We start from the raw sequence: 17,964 nt of genomic DNA on the forward strand, positions 1-17,964 counted from the left end.
CGGAAAGACTAACGGAAAATGGCCCCTTAACCGGGGCCATTTTTTTGTCGGCTGTTAAATTCGTTGAAACTGCGAGCGTTCGGCGCCTGCATTCTCGGCGTTTCGCACACTAATCTCTACGATACACGTCTTTCAGTTTCCGCATGTAATACCCCTGTGCCTCAAGAGCTGACCTGATCTCCTCGCTGACTTTCGCAATCCGTTTCTTCTTGCTCTTACGCCAGTTTCCTAGCGCCGCAACGGCGGGGATCGGAGTTCCCCTTCTCACAACGAGCAGGTCACGTCTTGCGCTTAAATACACATCCATATGCGTGCCTCCCAAAAACGGTTGATCATATCGCTTGGTGAGCAGAGCATTGGTTACCTAATGGCAACACCGAGCCATTGTCGTGCGCCCTCCTCATTTACCGTTGGGCGACCTCAGCAGAGCGGTTGACCAAGTTAGAGCGCTGTAGGCGCGTTATGCCGCTAGGTATCGTGGATTGCTCACACGCTTGGATGACGCTGTAATCGTCAGCGATGAGCACTAAGACGCGCGAGGTCATATGGGGCGGTCGGGTCATGGGCGCCAAGATGCGCGCCGAGACAGCCCGCCAGGAGGCTAGGAAGGCCGCCCGCGCGGCAGACCGAGCAGAGGCTGAAGCATGGTCCGTCCGCATGGAAGGCTACGGCGGGCCAGCACAGCCAAGCCCAACGATCGGCCAATGCTTGAACGGCGGTTACGGGTGGCTGGAGATCGAATGCTGCCGCTGTAAAACAAGGGCGAGTTTGCCGTTGGATGCTATCCGCAGGGCGCGGGATACGCCGATCTGGAAGCTAGAAGCATCATTCCGATGCCGGTCCTGCGGGACGCGTCGCTACAAGCCGCCGGTTCGGATGATCAAGTTGACCGAGCAGCGGGGAATTACGCCTTACAAGTGGGTGCATCCTGATGAGGAGCGATGAGCTGCGATTGCAGTCTAGTAACCGGGAAAATGTGGCAATACATCAGGAACCGGTCCTCCAGTTAACCGTTTGTGTGCCGCGTCCTAAACCCGGGCGTCAACAGGGGGACTTCAATGACCATCCAGCAGAGCCCATCGGTCTCGCCGATCAGGTCGCGTTGGGTAGCACACGACCTCTATCAGCTAATGAACGAAGTCATCGCCCTCCGCGAAAGAGCAAAAGCGCTGGAAGCTGAGGCGGCTGACCGGACCGCACCTTTGTCCTCGGTCGAAAGCAAGGCTCGATAGATGGCAGTTCCGCTCGGTTTGCGTGAGCCCGTTCACCTGTTGCCCCCTGCCGACACCAAAGCAGGCAATCCCTCAACGTCAGCCCATGCGCAACGCAGAATAGGGTCGGCTGTCAGACGCGTAGTAAGGAAATACGCCGCTGTCATCGCTTGTGGCCTCGTCGCGTTCGTTGGGATGACAGCGTGGGCCTATTTTCTAGGCTGGGCCTTGGTTAGAACGGTCGAATGGATGCTGGGATAAGCGACGCGTCTCTTGCGTGCGCAAAGAGACATGGGCGCGTACATCCTGATGAGGAAACGTTGAGGCCGGGGCGGTCGTTACCATTAGGCCCCCCGCCAAATCGCGCACCACTCGTCACTGAGCCCTAGAATGTTTCCCGTTCCAGGAAGTTCGACCCGATGTCGGCCTTTTTCTTGACGGGGTCATAGTCGCAAAAGACGCTATCGGCGACCAGCGTGTAGCTCGGGAAGATCGTATCCTTGTTCAGCTTGACCGAAGTCAGGCCGATGACGGCGGTCTGCTTGGCGCCGGTCCATTTGAACGGCGTCGTGCTCGGCGCCTTCTCACAGGCAGCTACCGCGTCGGCGAAGACGGAGCCCTCGACGAAGGCCTTCACCGTTCGAAGCTGCCCCAGCGTCTTCCAGTTCATGTAAAACGATCCGGCGAGGCCGGCGGCGAGCAGAACCACAAACAATAATAAAATACGCTGAAAATTCATTCATTTCCCCCAGCCGGAACAGACCAGTGCAAAATTAACCGATCCCACCGGATTTGTCCGAACCCGAATACTACCCCAGGGAACCCTCCAGCGGGCTATTGCCGCGATAGCTCAGATGTGAATAACGGTATCCTTCGGCCTTTAAAATCGGATCAGGGACATCCGATGACAACTGACGATCCAGACGCGATTGCATTGCGGCCCACCGTCATCGGCGGCGCCCGCCAGGACGACGATTATGAGGTGGTCTGGCGTGGCTTCCCGGTCGGACGGATGATGAAGCAGGCGGACGGCCCGCACTGGTGGTGGGCTTGTACGGTCTATGGGCTGCCCCCGACCCCCAATGACCGCGGGCCTGCCATCAATTACAAGGACTGCCAGGTCCGCTTCCGGCTCGCCTGGGCGAGAATCCGGCCTACGCTGACCAACGAGACCATCCAGGCCGCAACGCAGCACGCCCAAGGGCTGCTGGAGCAACAGGCGGCGAAGGGAGCAGAGCCCAAGGCACCCGAACCGCTTCAGGTTCTGGAGAACCATCGCGCCGCGCCCCGGCACCGGGTATTGAAGGCAGGATCCATCGAGTTCAACGGCGGGGTCATCGACTGCACCATCCGGAATGTATCGGACACCGGCGCTGCAATCGAAGTCGCCAGTCCGGTCGGCGTCCCCGACAGCTTCTGGTTGGTGGTCTCGGGCGATCACACGCGCCGCCATTGCCGGGTGGCCTGGCGAACGGACAAGCGGATAGGCGTCGCGTTCGACTAGAGCAGGATGGGGTCAGGTTGGGCCGTGACGACGGACCATCTCGTGCCCCGGACGCAAGCGGCCCGAGTGCTTCGCGCCGGGATCACTTCTACTTTGCATGGGGTTGTTTTCGCGATTTTGTGTTTGGACCCTGAATTGCTCCGGCAGGGCTGGCGCGAGCAGGATCACGAGCGCGAGCAATACCCTTTGAAAATTCCTTCCAGCTCGCCCGGCAAGCTAATGCTTGCCCTCATTTGAACGAGACACTTTCCCCTCATGCGTCGTCGAAGGCCCAATCGTCCGGCGCATACCGGGGATCGGAGACGCTTTCATTTCCGGCTGCGAAAGATGTGCGGCAACGGAACGGTTCCTGTTGAGTGGAGCCTGCCCGGCACCGCAATGCTCCTGATTGGCGTCGCAGGCCATCAGGCAGTTGGTCTCCTCCATGGCGGATGGATCCATCGCGGCGGCCGGGCCACCGACCGATGCCAGCAGCAAAATGATTGCAACGACGCTGCGCGCCATTGTGTCCCTTCCCTAGAACGGCAGTCCCATCAGCCGCGACAGCCGCTCGATGTTCAGATAGCCCTGATAATAGGCCCACATGCTGATACCGAAGATCACGCCCGAGATCAGCGTGGTCCAGAGCAGCTTGTAGCCCATCCGCGCCATGACAGGTGCGCCGGGATCGGTGCCGGGAGCGCCCTCGCCGTCCTCGTGCTGGCTGCGGACGCCGAACGGCAGCGTCACGAACAGCACGACCCACCAGAGCACGAAGTAGATCGCCAGAGCTGTGGAAACGCTATAGGCCATGGCTTCAGGCCTGTTCGATTTCGACGAGTGCGCCGGAAAAATCCTTCGGGTGGAAAAACAGCACCGGCTTGCCGTGGGCGCCGATCTTGGGCACGCCGTCGCCGAGCACCCGCGCGCCCTCGCTGATCAGTCTGTCGCGCGCCGCGATGATGTCGGGCACGTCGTAGCAGATGTGATGGATGCCGCCGTCGGCGTTGCGTTCGACGAATTTGGCGATCGGCGAGGCCTCGCCGAGCGGCTGGATGAACTCGATCTTGGTGTTGGACAGCGTCACGAACACGGTGATGACGCCATGCTCCGGCAGCGGCACCGCGCCGGAGATTTCCGCGCCGAACGCGCCGCCATAGATTTTGGCGGCCTTTTCCGCGTCCTTGACCGCGATCGCGACGTGATTGAGCCGGCCCAGCATGACACTCCACTCCCTGCTTCGATTCCGGCAAGAGCCCGCCGGCTCGCCGGAAAACGCCTTTTACCTCAAACCGTCAGCACATGAACGAGGCAAATCGGCTTCTTGCCCCAATGTTCGTTGATGACGGCCCGCACCGCGCGGCGCACCGATTCCGCCGCCGCGTCCGCATCGCGCCGCCGCGCCCGCGGCAGGTTTTCCACCGTCGAAACCACCGTGTCGAACACGATTTCGTCGATCACCTCGCCGGCCGCATTCTTCTCTGGGATGCCGACGAGATCAACCTCGGGATCGTCGGCCAGCTCGCCCTTGTCGGTCATGGCGATCGCCACGAAGGCGCAACCGGCAAATCCCATCCGGCGCCGCTCGACCACGGCGCGGGACTTTGAGTCCTCCAGGATATTGCCGTCCTTGTAGAGCCGCCCCGACGGTAATTCGTCGATGATGCCGGGGTCGCCGGGCCCGAGCTTGACCAGATCGCCATTGCGGCAGATCAGCACCTTCGGCACGCCGGCCGTGCGCGCCAGCTTGGCGTGCTCGGAGAGATGCAGCGCCTCGCCATGGACGGGGATCAGGATCTGCGGGCGTACCCATGAGATCATGTCGCGCAGCTCGTCGCGGCGCGGATGGCCGGAGACATGGACCAGATCGGTCCGGTCGGTGATGACCTCGATGCCCTGGCTGACCAGGCCATTGATGATGGCGCCGACCGCCTTCTCGTTGCCGGGGATGGTGCGCGAGGAAAAGATCACGCTGTCGCCCTTGTTCAGCGTCACCTGCGGATGGTCGTTATTGGCGATCCTGGCGAGCGCCGCCCGCGCCTCGCCCTGGCTGCCGGTGCACAGCGCCAGCACCTTGTCCGGCGGGAAATGCCCGTAATAATCGGCACCACGGAAATTCTGCACGCCGTCGAGATAGCCGGTTTCGCGGGCGACCTGCACCACGCGCTCCATGGCGCGGCCGACCACCACCACCTCGCGATCGGCGGCCTTGGCGGCATCCGCCACCGCCTTCACGCGCGCGACGTTGGAGGCAAAGGTCGTGACGGCGACCCGGCCCTTGGCCGCCTTCACCAGCTTGGCGATGGTGGCGGCAACCTCGGTCTCCGAGGGCGAGCGCCCTTCCCGCACTGCGTTGGTGGAATCCCCGACCAGCGCCAGCACGCCGGCATCGCCGAGTTCGCGCAGGCGCCGCTCGTCGGTCGGCAGGCCGATGATCGGCGTCGGGTCGATCTTCCAGTCGCCGGTATGGAGCACGGTGCCGACGGAGGTATGGATGGCCAGCGCATGCGATTCCGGAATCGAGTGCGCGACCGGGATGAATTCGACGGTGAACGGCCCGAGATTGATCCGGCCGCCCGACGGCACCACGGTCACGGGGATCTTCGGCGGATTGCGCTCGGCGGCGCATTTGGCCTCGAACAAAGCGGCGCTGAATTTGGTGGCATAGATCGGGCATTGCAGCTTCGGCCAGAGGTCTATGATGGCGCCAAAATGGTCCTCATGGGCGTGCGTCAGCACCAGCCCCATCAGGTTCTTGCGCTCCTTTTCCAGAAAGCGGATGTCCGGCATGATCAGGTCGATCCCCGGCAGATGCTCCTCGTCGCCGAAGGAAACGCCGAGATCGACCGCGAGCCAGGAACGCTGGTTGCGATTGCCGAGCCCGTAGATCGACAGGTTCATGCCGATCTCGCCGACGCCGCCGAGCGGCGCAAAGGTCAATTCATCCGGCCGCGCCATCAAGCTGCTCCTACCGACGCTGCCGTGCCGAAATAGACCTCGCCGGCCGTGATCGGCGTGCGCCTGCCGTCCGCGGTGCGGATGATCAGGCAGCCGGTATCATCAATCGTATCGAACGTGCCTTCCACCTTCGTGGTTCCGGTCTGGATCGCGACCGGCTCGCCGACGCCGAAGGCGCGCTCCAGCCACAGCTTCCGGATCTCGCCGAAGCCGCGGCCATTATCCCAGATGCCGCGGAACTCGACCCAGGCATCCGACAGTGCGGCGAACAGCTCTTCCGCACCGACATGGACGCCGAGCGCGGCCAGCGAAGTGGCCGGCGTCGGCGTACCCTCGGGTGCTGCGATGATGTTGGTGCCGATCCCCGCCACAACGGCGAGGCCGCCGTCCGTCATCGCCTCAGCCTCCACCAGCAAGCCGCAAAGCTTCTGCCGGCGCACCAGAATGTCGTTCGGCCATTTCAGGAGATATTTCAATTGATCCGATCCGGCCAACCGAAGGTTGGCCTCTACGCTGACACGCTGCAGCGCGCTTTCATGCGCCAAACCGAAGGCGAAGCCCATGGTCGCCGCAACGGCGGGAGATACATCCATGACCTCGAGCACGCTGCTGGCGAGGTTGCCGCGCGGCGCGATCCAGGCGCGCTGCCGGCGGCCCCGGCCCGCCGTCTGTTCCGTGGTGACGAACCAGGTCGGCCCACGCTCGCCCTGGCGTGCATGCGCCATGGCTTCCGCATTGGTCGAACCGGCCTGATCGAAGGCAATGAGACGGTAACCCGCCGCTGTAGCCCGGGGACCGAGCGCGAGAGCCATCTAGAACAATGACTTCGCCGCAGCCGTGGCGACGCTGACCAGCGGCCCCGGATAGACGAAGAAGAAGATGTTGAAAATGCCGGCAACGGCCAGCACCGTGCGCAGCTCGATGCGCATCGGTTCGATCTCGCCGGCCGGCTCGTCGAAATACATCACCTTGATGATGGTGAGATAGTAGAACGCGCCCACCACGCTGCTCAGCACGCCGATCACGGCGAGCGTGAACAGGCCGGCCTTGATCGCGGCGACAAAGACGTACCATTTGGCAAAGAAGCCCGCGAGCGGTGGAATGCCCGCCAGCGAGAACAGCAGCATGGCGAAGAAGAACGCCAGCAGCGGATTGGTGCGCGACAGCCCGGAGAAATCGCTGATCTGCTCCATCGGCTGGCCGGCGCGCTTCATGGACAGGATGACCGCGAAGGTGCCGAGCGTCATCGCGACATAGATCGCGATATAGACCAGCACGCCCTGCGCGCCCTCCACCGTGCCCGATGCGAGCCCGACCAGCGCAAAGCCCATATGGCCGATCGAGGAATAGGCCATCAGGCGCTTGATATTCTTCTGCCCGATCGCGGCAAACGAGCCCAGCACCATCGAGGCGATCGCCACGAACACCAGGATCTGCTGCCATTGCGGCACGATTCCGGGGAAAGCCGTCAGCGTCACACGGGTGAACACGGCGAGTGCGGCGACTTTCGGCGCCGAGGCAAAGAACGCCGTGACCGGCGTCGGCGCGCCTTCATAGACGTCGGGCGTCCACATGTGGAACGGCACGGCCGATACCTTGAAGCAGAGCCCAGCCAGCAGGAACACGAGGCCGAACACGATGCCGGCGCTGCCGGTTTTCACCGCCGCCGCGATGCCCGCAAATTCGACCGTGCCGGTAAAGCCGTAGATCAGCGAGGCGCCGTAGAGCAGCATGCCGGAGGACAGCGCACCGAGCACGAAGTACTTCAGGCCGGCCTCGGTCGACTTGGCATTGTCGCGGTTGGAGGCGGCGACCACGTAGAGCGCAAGGCTCATCAGCTCAAGGCCAAGATAGAGCATGATCAGGTCGGCGGCCGAGATCAGCACCATCATGCCGAGCGTCGAAAGCAGCACCAGGATCGAATATTCGAAAATGCGCCGCGACGGGTCGGACAGGAACTCCGTCGACAGGACCAGCGTCACCGCCGAGCCGATAATGGCAAGGGTCTTCAGGAAGCGGGCGAAGTCGTCGACGATGAAACTGCCGCCGAAGGTCGTGAGCTTGCCGGCCGGCAGCATCAGCTCCAGCGCGCCAGTCACGACCAGCAGCACCACCGCAAGCGTGGTAACGAGCCGGGTCGTCCCCTCGCCGCGATAGGCGCCCAGCATCAGCAGCACCATGGCGCCGACGGCCAGCACCAGTTCCGGCAGCACCGGCAGCAACTGATAACCTGCACTCGAGAAGCTCATGGCGGCGGCCCTATTGGACGACCAGCGCGGCTGCCTTCACGGCAGTCACGGCGGCATTGTAATTGTTGACGAGTTGCTGAACCGAGGCCGCCGACATGTCGAGCACCGGCTTCGGGTAGACGCCGAACAGGATGGTCAGCGCGACCAGCGGGAACAGCGTCAGGCTCTCTCGGACCGTCAGGTCCTTGATGCTGGCGAGCGACGGCTTTGTCAGCGCGCCGAACACCACCTTGCGATAGAGCCACAGGGCATAGCAGGCCGACAGGATCACGCCGAGCGTGGCAAAAGTCGCAGTCGGAATCGAGACCTTGAAGGTGCCGAGCAGCGTCATGAACTCGCCGACGAAGCCGGACGTGCCGGGCAGCCCGACATTCGCCATGGTGAACACCATGAACACCAGCGCATAGAGCGGCATCCGGTTGACGAGGCCGCCATAGGCCACGATCTCGCGGGTATGCATGCGGTCGTAGACGATGCCGACACACAGGAACAGCGCCCCGGAGACGATGCCATGCGACACCATCTGGAACACGCCGCCGGCTACGCCCTGCGTGGTGCCGGCGAAGATGCCCATGGTGACGAAGCCCATATGCGCCACCGACGAATAGGCGATCAGCTTCTTGATGTCTTCCTGCATCAAGGCCACCAGCGAGGTGTAGACGATGGCGATCACCGACAGCGAGAAGATGATCCAGGCGAAATCATGCGACGCCAGCGGGAACATCGGCAGCGAGAACCGCAGGAAGCCGTAGCCGCCCATCTTCAGCAGGATCGCGGCCAGGATCACCGAGCCTGCGGTCGGCGCCTCGACGTGGGCGTCAGGAAGCCAGGTGTGCACCGGCCACATCGGCATCTTCACGGCGAAGGAGGCAAAGAACGCCAGCCACGCCCAGGTCTGCAAGCTGCGCGGCACGGCGGTGTGCATCAGCGTCGGGATGTCGGTGGTGCCGGCATTCCAGTACAGCGCCATGATGGCGAGCAGCATCAGGACCGAGCCGAGCAGCGTGTAGAGGAAGAACTTGAACGACGCGTAGACCCGGCGCGGGCCACCCCAGACACCGATGATCAGGAACATCGGGATCAGGCCACCCTCGAAGAACAGGTAGAACAGCATGAGATCGAGCGCCGAAAACGTGCCGACCATCAGCGTTTCCAGGAGCAGGAACGCCATCATGTATTCGCGCACCCGCATCGTGATCGATTTCCAGCTCGCGACGATGCAGAACGGCATCAGGGCAGTGGTCAGGATCACGAACGGCAGCGAAATGCCGTCAACACCCATGTGATAGGTGATGCCGCTGGCGAGCCAATTCGCCTTTTCGATGAACTGGAAATCCGGATTGGCGGCGTCGAAGCGCCAGACCAGGATCAGCGACACCGCGAAGGTGACCAGCGTGGTCCACAGCGCGATCCAGCGCGCATTGCGACGCGCGGCCTCGTCGTCGCCGCGGGTGAGATAGATCGCCAGCGCGCCGATGACCGGCAGGAACGTGACGACGGAAAGGATGGGCCAGGTTGTCATTACTGGCCTCCCAAGCCGAACATGAACCAGGTGATCAGCCCCGCGACGCCGATCAGCATCGCAAAGGCATAGTGGTAGAGGTAGCCGGTCTGGATCTTCACCACGTTACGGGTGACATCGAGCACACGCGCCGAAACGCCGTCCGGGCCAAAGCCGTCGATGACGAAGCCGTCGCCCTTCTTCCACAGGAAGTAGCCGATCCGCTTGGCCGGGCGGACGAAGATAAAGTCATAGAGCTCGTCGAAATACCATTTGTTGAGCAGGAACTGGTAGAGCATCTGGTGCTGGCCGGCGAGTTCGACCGGCAAATACGGCCGGCGGATGTAGAACAGCCACGACACCACGAAGCCAAGCGCCATCATGACGGTCGGCAGATTGGTAATGGTCTTCGAAATGTGGTGCATCTCGTCGATGATGTGCGGGTGCATCTTCAGCGACTCGCGGAAGAACTCTTCCACGCCGTGACCGGCGAAAGCTTCGTAGAACGGGAAGCCGGCCAGGATGGAGCCCGCGGCGAGAATACCGATCGGGACCAGCATCCACATCGGCGCTTCATGCGCCGCCTCGTAATGGTGCTGGTCGTGGGGCTCGCCGTGGAACGTCTTGAAGATCAGACGCCACGAATAGAACGAGGTCAGGCCGGCCGCGATCACCGTCATCGCAAAGCCGTAAAACGCGAACGGATTGTGCGCGACATAGGCGGACTCGATGATCGCGTCCTTGGAGAAATAGCCGGCCGTGAGCGGGAAGCCGGTCAGCGCCAGGGTGCCGATCAGCATCACGCTGTAGGTGTAGGGGATCTTGCGCCACAGCCCGCCCATGTTGCGGATGTCCTGCTCGTGGTGCATCGCGTAGATCACCGAACCTGAGCCCAGGAACAGCAGCGCCTTGAAGAAGGCGTGCGTGAACAGATGGAACATGCCGACCGAATAGGCCCCTGCTCCCATCGCCACGAACATGTAGCCGAGCTGCGAACAGGTCGAGTAGGCAACGATGCGCTTGATGTCGTTCTGGACGAGGCCGACGGTCGCGGCGAAGAACGCGGTGGTGGCGCCGAAGAACATCACGACGGCCTGCGCGTTGGGCGCGAGCTCGAACAGCGGCGACAGCCGCGCCACCATGAACACGCCGGCCGTCACCATGGTCGCGGCGTGGATCAGCGCGGAGACCGGCGTCGGGCCTTCCATCGCGTCCGGCAACCAGGTGTGCAGCAGGAACTGGGCCGATTTGCCCATCGCGCCCATGAACAGTAAGAGGCAGGTCAGCGTCAGCGCGTCGGCGTGCCAGCCGAAGAAGTTGATGGTCTTGCCGGAAAGCCCGGGCGCGCCAGCGAAGATAGTTTCGAAATCGGTGGTCTTGAGCAGCATGTAGATGGCGAAAATACCAAGCGCGAAGCCGAAGTCGCCGACGCGGTTGACTACGAACGCCTTGATCGCCGCCGCGTTCGCCGACGGCTTTTGGTACCAGAAGCCGATCAGCAGGTAGCTGGCGAGACCGACGCCCTCCCAGCCGAAGAACAGCTGGACCAGATTGTCCGCGGTCACCAGCATCAGCATCGCGAAGGTGAACAGGCTGAGATAACCGAAGAAGCGCGGCCGGTACGGATCCTCGTCCATGTAGCCGATGGAATAGAGGTGCACGAGCGAGGAGACGGTGTTGACCACGACCAGCATCACGGCGGTCAGCGTGTCGACCCGCAGTGCCCACGAGACCTGCAGATCGCCGGAATTGATCCAGGGAAACAGCGCGATCCTTACGACATCATGGTGCAGGAAGCCGATGTCGACCAGCACCACCCAGGAAAGAACCGCGGAAACGAACAGAAGTCCCGTGGTGATCAATTCGGCCGCGCGCGAACCCTGCGCCGGCGGCTCCGAGACGTGGTGGTCGTCGTGGCCGTGATCGTCATGACCATGGTCGTCATGGGCATCAGCGGCATGGGCGTGAGCGCCATGCCCGTCGTCGTGGTGCTCGACCGTATCACCGGTCGGGTTGCGGGCATGCGCCCCGAAGATCGCGATCAGGCCGGCCAGAATGGCGCCCAGCAGCGGCAGAAAGACGATTGCCTGAACCATAGCTGCCCTTAGCCCTTCATCAGATTGACGTCTTCAACCGCGATCGAACCGCGGTTGCGGAAGTACACCACCAGCACTGCGAGGCCGATCGCCGCTTCAGCCGCGGCAACCGTCAGCACCAGCAGTGCAAAGACCTGCCCGACGATGTCGCCGAGGAAGGTCGAGAACGCCACCAGGTTGATGTTGACGGCAAGCAGGATCAGCTCGATCGACATCAGGATGACGATGATGTTCTTGCGGTTCAGGAAGATGCCGAGGATCCCGAGCGTGAACAGGATGGCGCCGACCGCGAGATAGTGCCCCAGACCGATCGTCATTTCACCCACTCCGCCGCATCCGCGTCCTGCAACCCCTGCCCGGACGTCACCTTGCGCACGGTCATCGCGAGCTCCGGCGTCCGCGCGTTCTGCACGTTGATGTCCTGCCGCTTGACCTTCACCTTGTGGCGCAGCGTCAGCACGATGGCGCCGATCATGGCGACCAGAAGTACCATGCCTGCGATCTGGAAGTAGTGGATGTACTTCGTATAGAGCACCAGCCCGAGCGCCTCGGTGTTGCTGACATTGGTCGGGATCGCCGCCGTGATCTGCTTGACGGTGCCGGGATTGATCACCCAACCGCCGGCGACCAGCAGCAGTTCGACGAGGAAGATGCCGCCGATCACCAGACCGATCGGCAAATATTCCAGAAAGCCCTCGCGCAGTTCGACAAAATCGACGTCGAGCATCATGATCACGAACAGGAACAGGACTGCGACCGCGCCGACATAGACCACGATCAGCATCATGCCAAGAAATTCTGCGCCCATCAGGATGAACAGGCCGGAAGCGTTGACGAAGGCCAGGATCAGATACAGCACCGAGTGCACGGGATTGCGCGACACAATCACCATCACCGCCGACGCCACGCAAACGCCGGCGAACAGATAGAAGAACAGCGCGGTTAGGATCATGCCCTCACCTCACCGGTACGGCGCGTCGAGTTCGATTGATTTCGCAAGCTCGCGCTCCCAGCGGTCGCCATTGGCGAGCAGTTTCGCCTTGTCATAATACAGTTCCTCGCGGGTCTCGGTCGCGAATTCGAAATTCGGTCCCTCGACGATGGCATCGACCGGGCAGGCTTCCTGGCACAGCCCGCAATAGATGCATTTCACCATGTCGATGTCGTAGCGCACCGTGCGGCGGGTGCCGTCGTTGCGGCGCGGGCCGGCTTCGATCGTGATCGCCTGCGCCGGACAGATTGCTTCGCACAGCTTGCAGGCGATGCAGCGTTCCTCGCCGTTCGGATAACGACGCAGCGCATGCTCGCCGCGGAAGCGCGGAGAGATCGGACCCTTCTCGAACGGATAGTTCAGCGTCGGCTTCGGCTTGAAGAAATAGCGCATGGCGAGAAAGAACGCCGATACGAATTCGGTCAAGAGAAGCGCGCGGGCGGTTGCGTTGATGTTGACACTCATGACGGCCTCACTTCGGCGCAATGCCGGTGAACTGCAGCACACCGGCGACGATCACGACCGCCGCCAGCGACATCGGCAGGAACACCTTCCAGCCGAGCCGCATCAGTTGATCGTAGCGGTAGCGCGGCACGATCGCCTTTGCCATCGCGATCATGAAGAACATGAAAAACACTTTCAGCGCGAACCAGATCACCCCCGGTATCCAGGTGAACGGCGGCAGCGCCACCGGCGGCAGCCAGCCGCCGAGGAACAGGATCGTCGCCAGCGCGCACATCGTGGTGATCGCGACATATTCGCCGAGCATGAACAGCAGATACGGCGTCGAGCCGTATTCGGTCATGAAGCCCGCGACCAGCTCGGATTCGGCTTCCACCAGGTCGAACGGCGGACGGTTGGTCTCCGCCAGCGCCGAGACGTAGAACACCACGAACATCGGGAACAGCGGCCACACATACCAGTTCAGGATGGTGAGCTGCGGCAGACCGATCAGGCTGGCCAGCCCTCTTGTATTCTGCGCTTCCACCACGGCCGAGAGATTGAGCGAGCCGGCGCACAGCAACACCGTGATGATGACGAAGCCGATCGAGACTTCGTATGACACCATCTGCGCGGCAGAACGAAGCGCGGCCAGGAACGGATATTTCGAGTTCGACGACCAGCCGGCCATGATGATGCCGTAGATCGACAGCGACGAAATCGCAAAGATATAGAGTACGCCGACATTGATGTCGGAGATGACCCAGCCGAGATCCATCGGGATCACGGCCCAGGCCGCCAGCGCCAGCACACACGAGACCAGCGGCGCCAGCAGGAACACGCCCTTGTTGGAGCCGGACGGGATGACCGGTTCCTTCAGCACGAACTTCAGCAGATCCGCGAAGGACTGCAACAGGCCCCAGGGGCCGACGACGTTGGGACCGCGACGGATCTGCACCGCCGCCCAGATCTTACGGTCGGCGAGCAGGATATAGGCGATCGCGATCAGGAGCACGACGAGCAAGAGCAGGCTCTGCGCGACCATGATGATCAGCGGCCAGAGAAAGCCGGTCCAGAACGAGCTTGCGAAGAAATCAGCCATCAGGTCACGCTTACTCCGCTGCCGTCAGCATTTTCCCGGACGCCAGCCGGGAACATTCCGCCATGACAGCGGAAGCCCGCGCGATCGGGTTGGTCAGATAGAAATCCTCGACCGAACTCTTGAACGGCGTCTTGTCGACCTTGCCGCCCTTGCCCGCCAGTGCACTGACGTCGCCGGCCTTGCCGGGCTCGATCTGGTCGATCCGCATCAGATGCGGCACGGCCTTGAACAGGGCCTGGCGCAACGCCTGCAGGGAATCATAGGGCAGCTTATTGCCCAAGACATCCGACAGTGCGCGGACGATCGCCCAGTCCTCGCGCGCCTCGCCGGGCGGGAACGCCGCACGGCTGGCGATCTGCGCCCTGCCTTCGGTGTTGACGTAGAGACCGGATTTTTCGGTATAGGCCGCGCCCGGCAGGATGACGTCGGCGCGATGCGCGCCGCGGTCGCCATGGGTGCCGATATAGACCACGAACGTGCCGTCAGGCACCTTCACTTCATCCGCGCCGAGCAGGAACAGCACGTCGAGCGTGCCGAACGTCGTCATCTGCGCCAGACTGAGACCATTAGCGCTGGCCGCAAAGCCGATATCGAGCGCGCCGGCGCGCGAGGCGGTATCCTGCAGCACCGCAAAGCCGTTCCAGCCATCCTTGAGCGCGCCTGCGCCGGCCGCGACCTTGGCCGCCAGCGTCAGCGCCGCCGCGCCGTCATGCCGCGAAAGCGAGCCGGCGCCGACCAGCACGATCGGGTTCTTGGCGGCCTTCAGCACTTCCGTGAAGGAATGCTTGCCGCTGGCGAGGTCACTGAGCGTATCCGTGCCCGCGCCGAGATAGTCGTAATCATACGTGAGATCGGCCTTGGCGCCGATCACGCCGACCTTGAGCTGGCCGGTGCGCCAGCGCTTGCGGATGCGCGCGTTGAGGACGGCGGCTTCCCGGCGTGGGTTGGCGCCGATGATCAAAAGCGCGTCGGCCTGCTCGATCCCGGCAATGGTGGGATTGAAAATCCAGGTCGCCCGTCCCGCCTTGGCGTCGAAGGCGTCGCCGCCCTGCACCGCCAGATTGGAAGAGCCGCACTTTGCCAACAGCTCCTTCAGCGCAAACATCTCCTCGACCGCCGCGAGATCGCCGGCGATTGCGCCGATACGCTTGCCGTCGATACGGCCAGTCTTGGCGGCGATGGCTGCAAAAGCTTCCTGCCACGACGCCGCACGGAGTTTGCCGTTCTCGCGGATATAGGGCCGGTCGAGCCGCTGCGTGCGCAGGCCGTCGACCACGTGACGGGTCTTGTCGGAAATCCATTCCTCGTTCACGGCCTCGTTGATCCGCGGCAGGATCCGCATCACCTCGCGACCGCGGGTATCGACGCGAATGGCTGAACCAACGCCGTCCATGACATCGACCGACTGCGTCTTGCCGAGCTCCCACGGGCGCGCGGCGAACGCATACGGCTTCGAGGTCAGCGCGCCTACCGGGCAGATATCGACGAGATTGCCCTGCAGCTCCGAGGTCAGCGCCTGCTCCAGATAGGTCGTGATCTCCATGTCCTCGCCGCGGCCGGTGGCGCCCATTTCCGGGGCGCCGGCCACTTCGGCGGAGAAGCGGACGCAGCGCGTGCACTGGATGCAGCGGTTCATCGAGGTCTTGACCAGCGCGCCGAGATACTTGTCCTCGACCGCGCGCTTGTTCTCGGCGAAGCGCGAGGTGTCGACGCCATAGCCCATCGCCTGATCCTGCAGATCGCACTCGCCGCCCTGATCGCAGATCGGGCAATCCAGCGGGTGGTTGATCAGCAAAAATTCCATCACGCCCTCGCGGGCCTTCTTGACCATCGGCGAACGCGTCGAGATTTCCGGCGGCTCGCCCTTCGGCCCGGGCCGGCAGTCGCGCACGCCCCAGGCGCAACTTGCGACCGGCTTCGGGCCGCCCTTCACTTCAACCAGGCACATCCGGCAATTGCCGGCGATCGACAGCCGCTCGTGATAGCAGAAGCGCGGGATTTCGGCGCCGGCGGCCTCGCAGGCCTGCAGCAGCGTGTACTCCGCGGGGACATCGATCTCTTTGCCGTCGATGATCAGTTTGGTCATTGCGCTCAAGTCTTTCCCAGCTTGCAGTCTGGCGGTGTAACGCTGGCGGTCTTCAAGGACGTCTTGATCCATTGCTGGGTCTCGACGCCGTAGGTGGCGAGATAGGCCGGCTGCGCCGCGTTCTTCTCGCACAGGAACGGCAGATGCGGCTTCAGGTCATAGTCGCAGGACGCCTGCCATTCGCGCTTGTCGGCGAAGGCTGAGATCGTCTCCTCGCAGGCGTAGAGGAAATACGAAACGAAGCTTTCATACTGCACCCGCTCTTCACGGCTACCGGCCTTGATCGCATCGTAGTCGGGCTGCGAGAACTTTGGATTCTTGAACGCCAGATCGGTGTAGCCCAGAAACGCGGCCCGCGCGCTGGCGCCGCGATTGTTGGTGCGGATCTCGTTGATCTGAAACAGGATCGCAACAAAGCCGAGCAGCGCCACGGCCGCCTGCGCCATCTGCGCCAGCGTGCCGAATCTCTGCCACCAGAAAACGCTCGGTTGCGACATTGGTCCCTACTCCGCCGCGACCATGTTCACGGGATCGCGCACGCCGATATCGTCGATATCGGCCTTGTGCGAATACTGGGCGATCCGCTCCTCGATCTCGTGCCTGAAATGCGCAATCAGGCCCTGGATCGGCCATGCCGCCGCGTCGCCGAGCGCGCAGATGGTGTGGCCTTCGACCTGCTTGGTCACTTCCAGCAGCATGTCGATTTCACGCTTGTGGGCGCGGCCATCGGCCATGCGGGTCAGTACGCGCCACATCCAGCCGGTGCCTTCGCGGCACGGCGTGCACTGGCCGCAGCTCTCATGCTTGTAGAAATAGGAGATGCGCGCGATCGCCCGGATCAGGTCGGTCGACTTGTCCATCACGATCACGGCGGCGGTGCCGAGGCCCGAACGCAACTTGCCCAGACTGTCAAAGTCCATCGGCGTGTCGATGATCTGCTCGGCCGGCACCATGCGCACCGACGAGCCGCCGGGGATCACGGCCTTCAGATTGTCCCAGCCGCCGCGAATGCCGCCGCAATGCCGCTCGATCAGTTCGCGGAACGGAATCCCCATCGCCTCTTCGACGTTGCAGGGCCGCTCGACATGGCCGGAAATGCAAAACAGCTTTGTGCCGACATTGTTGGGCCGGCCGATCGCGGCAAACCACGCCGCGCCGCGCCGCAGGATATCCGGCGCGACTGCAATGGATTCGACGTTGTTGACGGTGGTCGGGCAGCCATAGAGACCGACATTGGCCGGGAACGGCGGTTTCAGCCGCGGCTGGCCCTTCTTGCCTTCGAGGCTCTCCAAGAGCGCGGTTTCCTCGCCGCAGATATAGGCCCCGGCGCCGTGGGCGACATAGATGTCGAACGGCCAGCCGTTGATGTTGTCCTTGCCGACCAGTTTCGCGTCGTAGGCCTGATCGATCGCGGCCTGCAGATGCTCACGCTCGCGGATGAATTCGCCGCGCACATAGATGTAGCAGGCATGCGCGTTCATCGCGAAGCTCGCCAGGAGGCAGCCTTCGACCAGCAGATGCGGATCATGCCGCATGATCTCGCGGTCCTTGCAGGTGCCAGGCTCGGACTCGTCGGCATTGACGACCAGATAGCTCGGCCGCCCGTCGGTGGATTCCTTGGGCATGAACGACCATTTCAGGCCGGTCGGAAAGCCCGCCCCGCCGCGGCCGCGCAGGCCGGAGGCCTTCATCTCCGCGATGATCCAGTCGCGGCCCTTGTCGATGATCGCCTTGGTGCCGTCCCACGCGCCACGGCGGCGCGCGCCCTCCAGCCCCCAATCGTGGAGGCCGTAGAGGTTCTTGAAGATGCGATCCTTGTCGTCGAGCATGACTTGAAGCTTCCCTG

At 62.8% G+C, this 17,964-nt stretch carries 19 protein-coding genes; 3 read left to right on the plus strand and 16 right to left on the minus strand.

The window, feature by feature from the left end; all coding sequences use genetic code 11:
• Positions 1 to 519: 519 nt before the first annotated feature.
• Both ACPPVP_RS25355 and ACPPVP_RS25360 read left to right on the plus strand, forming a co-directional pair.
• Positions 520 to 945, plus strand: coding sequence for a hypothetical protein (locus ACPPVP_RS25355; protein WP_426525554.1), 426 nt, complete (start codon positions 520 to 522; stop codon positions 943 to 945).
• Between the two features lie 113 nt (positions 946 to 1,058).
• Positions 1,059 to 1,232: a hypothetical protein gene (locus tag ACPPVP_RS25360; RefSeq protein ID WP_426525556.1), complete on the plus strand. Its 174-nt coding sequence runs from the start codon at positions 1,059 to 1,061 to the stop codon at positions 1,230 to 1,232.
• 364 nt (positions 1,233 to 1,596) lie between these two features.
• Here the strand turns inward: ACPPVP_RS25360 and ACPPVP_RS25365 are convergent, their stop codons facing one another.
• Positions 1,597 to 1,950, minus strand: coding sequence for a hypothetical protein (locus ACPPVP_RS25365; protein WP_426525558.1), 354 nt, complete (start codon positions 1,948 to 1,950; stop codon positions 1,597 to 1,599).
• Between the two features lie 525 nt (positions 1,951 to 2,475).
• Here ACPPVP_RS25365 and ACPPVP_RS25370 point away from each other — a divergent pair.
• Positions 2,476 to 2,715, plus strand: a complete 240-nt coding sequence (locus ACPPVP_RS25370) for a PilZ domain-containing protein (RefSeq protein ID WP_426538048.1) — start codon at positions 2,476 to 2,478, stop codon at positions 2,713 to 2,715.
• A gap of 216 nt (positions 2,716 to 2,931) precedes the next feature.
• On the opposite strand, the gene ACPPVP_RS25375 is transcribed toward ACPPVP_RS25370, so the two are convergent.
• The 15 genes from ACPPVP_RS25375 to nuoF form a co-directional block, all read right to left on the minus strand.
• Positions 2,932 to 3,219 (minus strand): hypothetical protein, encoded by a 288-nt coding sequence (locus ACPPVP_RS25375; protein ID WP_426525560.1) that lies wholly within the window; start codon positions 3,217 to 3,219, stop codon positions 2,932 to 2,934.
• 12 nt (positions 3,220 to 3,231) lie between these two features.
• Positions 3,232 to 3,507, minus strand: a complete 276-nt coding sequence (locus tag ACPPVP_RS25380; RefSeq protein WP_426525562.1) for a DUF1467 family protein — start codon at positions 3,505 to 3,507, stop codon at positions 3,232 to 3,234.
• Positions 3,508 to 3,511: 4 nt separating this feature from the next.
• Positions 3,512 to 3,916 (minus strand): methylmalonyl-CoA epimerase, encoded by a 405-nt coding sequence (gene mce, locus ACPPVP_RS25385; RefSeq protein WP_426525564.1) that lies wholly within the window; start codon positions 3,914 to 3,916, stop codon positions 3,512 to 3,514.
• 65 nt (positions 3,917 to 3,981) lie between these two features.
• Complete coding sequence (locus tag ACPPVP_RS25390) at positions 3,982 to 5,652, minus strand: ribonuclease J (protein WP_426525566.1); 1,671 nt, start codon at positions 5,650 to 5,652, stop codon at positions 3,982 to 3,984.
• Positions 5,652 to 6,464 (minus strand): biotin--[acetyl-CoA-carboxylase] ligase, encoded by an 813-nt coding sequence (locus ACPPVP_RS25395; RefSeq protein WP_426525567.1) that lies wholly within the window; start codon positions 6,462 to 6,464, stop codon positions 5,652 to 5,654. Before ACPPVP_RS25395 ends, ACPPVP_RS25390 begins: the two co-directional genes overlap by 1 nt.
• On the minus strand, positions 6,465 to 7,901 hold the full coding sequence (gene nuoN, locus ACPPVP_RS25400) for an NADH-quinone oxidoreductase subunit NuoN (RefSeq protein WP_426525569.1): 1,437 nt from the start codon (positions 7,899 to 7,901) through the stop codon (positions 6,465 to 6,467).
• A gap of 10 nt (positions 7,902 to 7,911) precedes the next feature.
• Entirely contained in the window at positions 7,912 to 9,423 is a 1,512-nt protein-coding gene (locus ACPPVP_RS25405; RefSeq protein ID WP_426525571.1) for an NADH-quinone oxidoreductase subunit M, read from the minus strand.
• Positions 9,423 to 11,498 carry an NADH-quinone oxidoreductase subunit L gene (nuoL, locus tag ACPPVP_RS25410; RefSeq protein ID WP_426525573.1) on the minus strand — a complete coding sequence of 692 codons (2,076 nt, stop codon included), beginning with the start codon at positions 11,496 to 11,498 and terminating at the stop codon, positions 9,423 to 9,425. Before nuoL ends, ACPPVP_RS25405 begins: the two co-directional genes overlap by 1 nt.
• An 8-nt stretch (positions 11,499 to 11,506) precedes the next feature.
• Positions 11,507 to 11,815: an NADH-quinone oxidoreductase subunit NuoK gene (nuoK, locus tag ACPPVP_RS25415; RefSeq protein WP_171581897.1), complete on the minus strand. Its 309-nt coding sequence runs from the start codon at positions 11,813 to 11,815 to the stop codon at positions 11,507 to 11,509.
• Positions 11,812 to 12,450, minus strand: a complete 639-nt coding sequence (locus tag ACPPVP_RS25420; protein WP_426525574.1) for an NADH-quinone oxidoreductase subunit J — start codon at positions 12,448 to 12,450, stop codon at positions 11,812 to 11,814. Before ACPPVP_RS25420 ends, nuoK begins: the two co-directional genes overlap by 4 nt.
• A 9-nt stretch (positions 12,451 to 12,459) precedes the next feature.
• A complete protein-coding gene (gene nuoI, locus ACPPVP_RS25425) occupies positions 12,460 to 12,954 on the minus strand; it encodes an NADH-quinone oxidoreductase subunit NuoI (protein WP_426525575.1) in 495 nt (164 codons plus the stop codon).
• A gap of 7 nt (positions 12,955 to 12,961) precedes the next feature.
• Complete coding sequence (gene nuoH, locus ACPPVP_RS25430; RefSeq protein ID WP_426525577.1) at positions 12,962 to 14,032, minus strand: NADH-quinone oxidoreductase subunit NuoH; 1,071 nt, start codon at positions 14,030 to 14,032, stop codon at positions 12,962 to 12,964.
• A 10-nt stretch (positions 14,033 to 14,042) separates the two neighbouring features.
• Entirely contained in the window at positions 14,043 to 16,118 is a 2,076-nt protein-coding gene (gene nuoG / locus ACPPVP_RS25435) for an NADH-quinone oxidoreductase subunit NuoG (RefSeq protein ID WP_426525579.1), read from the minus strand.
• 5 nt (positions 16,119 to 16,123) lie between these two features.
• Entirely contained in the window at positions 16,124 to 16,615 is a 492-nt protein-coding gene (locus ACPPVP_RS25440) for a hypothetical protein (protein WP_426525581.1), read from the minus strand.
• A 6-nt stretch (positions 16,616 to 16,621) separates the two neighbouring features.
• On the minus strand, positions 16,622 to 17,947 hold the full coding sequence (gene nuoF / locus ACPPVP_RS25445; protein WP_426525583.1) for an NADH-quinone oxidoreductase subunit NuoF: 1,326 nt from the start codon (positions 17,945 to 17,947) through the stop codon (positions 16,622 to 16,624).
• Between the last annotated feature and the right edge of the window lie 17 nt (positions 17,948 to 17,964).

The sequence above is a fragment of the Bradyrhizobium sp. McL0615 genome, assembly GCF_049993905.1.
Taxonomy (GTDB): Bacteria; Pseudomonadota; Alphaproteobacteria; order Rhizobiales; family Xanthobacteraceae; genus Bradyrhizobium.

What these genes read in the sequence shown, in the direction of transcription:
- ACPPVP_RS25355 (WP_426525554.1), top strand. Translation starts at nt 520, where the DNA reads ATGAGCACTAAGACGCGCGAGGTCATATGGGGCGGTCGGGTCATGGGC.
- ACPPVP_RS25360 (WP_426525556.1), top strand. Translation starts at nt 1,059, where the DNA reads ATGACCATCCAGCAGAGCCCATCGGTCTCGCCGATCAGGTCGCGTTGG.
- ACPPVP_RS25365 (WP_426525558.1), bottom strand. Translation starts at nt 1,950, where the DNA reads ATGAATTTTCAGCGTATTTTATTATTGTTTGTGGTTCTGCTCGCCGCC.
- ACPPVP_RS25375 (WP_426525560.1), bottom strand. Translation starts at nt 3,219, where the DNA reads ATGGCGCGCAGCGTCGTTGCAATCATTTTGCTGCTGGCATCGGTCGGT.
- ACPPVP_RS25380 (WP_426525562.1), bottom strand. Translation starts at nt 3,507, where the DNA reads ATGGCCTATAGCGTTTCCACAGCTCTGGCGATCTACTTCGTGCTCTGG.
- mce (WP_426525564.1), bottom strand. Translation starts at nt 3,916, where the DNA reads ATGCTGGGCCGGCTCAATCACGTCGCGATCGCGGTCAAGGACGCGGAA.
- ACPPVP_RS25390 (WP_426525566.1), bottom strand. Translation starts at nt 5,652, where the DNA reads ATGGCGCGGCCGGATGAATTGACCTTTGCGCCGCTCGGCGGCGTCGGC.
- ACPPVP_RS25395 (WP_426525567.1), bottom strand. Translation starts at nt 6,464, where the DNA reads ATGGCTCTCGCGCTCGGTCCCCGGGCTACAGCGGCGGGTTACCGTCTC.
- nuoN (WP_426525569.1), bottom strand. Translation starts at nt 7,901, where the DNA reads ATGAGCTTCTCGAGTGCAGGTTATCAGTTGCTGCCGGTGCTGCCGGAA.
- ACPPVP_RS25405 (WP_426525571.1), bottom strand. Translation starts at nt 9,423, where the DNA reads ATGACAACCTGGCCCATCCTTTCCGTCGTCACGTTCCTGCCGGTCATC.
- nuoL (WP_426525573.1), bottom strand. Translation starts at nt 11,498, where the DNA reads ATGGTTCAGGCAATCGTCTTTCTGCCGCTGCTGGGCGCCATTCTGGCC.
- nuoK (WP_171581897.1), bottom strand. Translation starts at nt 11,815, where the DNA reads ATGACGATCGGTCTGGGGCACTATCTCGCGGTCGGCGCCATCCTGTTC.
- ACPPVP_RS25420 (WP_426525574.1), bottom strand. Translation starts at nt 12,450, where the DNA reads ATGATCCTAACCGCGCTGTTCTTCTATCTGTTCGCCGGCGTTTGCGTG.
- nuoI (WP_426525575.1), bottom strand. Translation starts at nt 12,954, where the DNA reads ATGAGTGTCAACATCAACGCAACCGCCCGCGCGCTTCTCTTGACCGAA.
- nuoH (WP_426525577.1), bottom strand. Translation starts at nt 14,032, where the DNA reads ATGGCTGATTTCTTCGCAAGCTCGTTCTGGACCGGCTTTCTCTGGCCG.
- nuoG (WP_426525579.1), bottom strand. Translation starts at nt 16,118, where the DNA reads ATGACCAAACTGATCATCGACGGCAAAGAGATCGATGTCCCCGCGGAG.
- ACPPVP_RS25440 (WP_426525581.1), bottom strand. Translation starts at nt 16,615, where the DNA reads ATGTCGCAACCGAGCGTTTTCTGGTGGCAGAGATTCGGCACGCTGGCG.
- nuoF (WP_426525583.1), bottom strand. Translation starts at nt 17,947, where the DNA reads ATGCTCGACGACAAGGATCGCATCTTCAAGAACCTCTACGGCCTCCAC.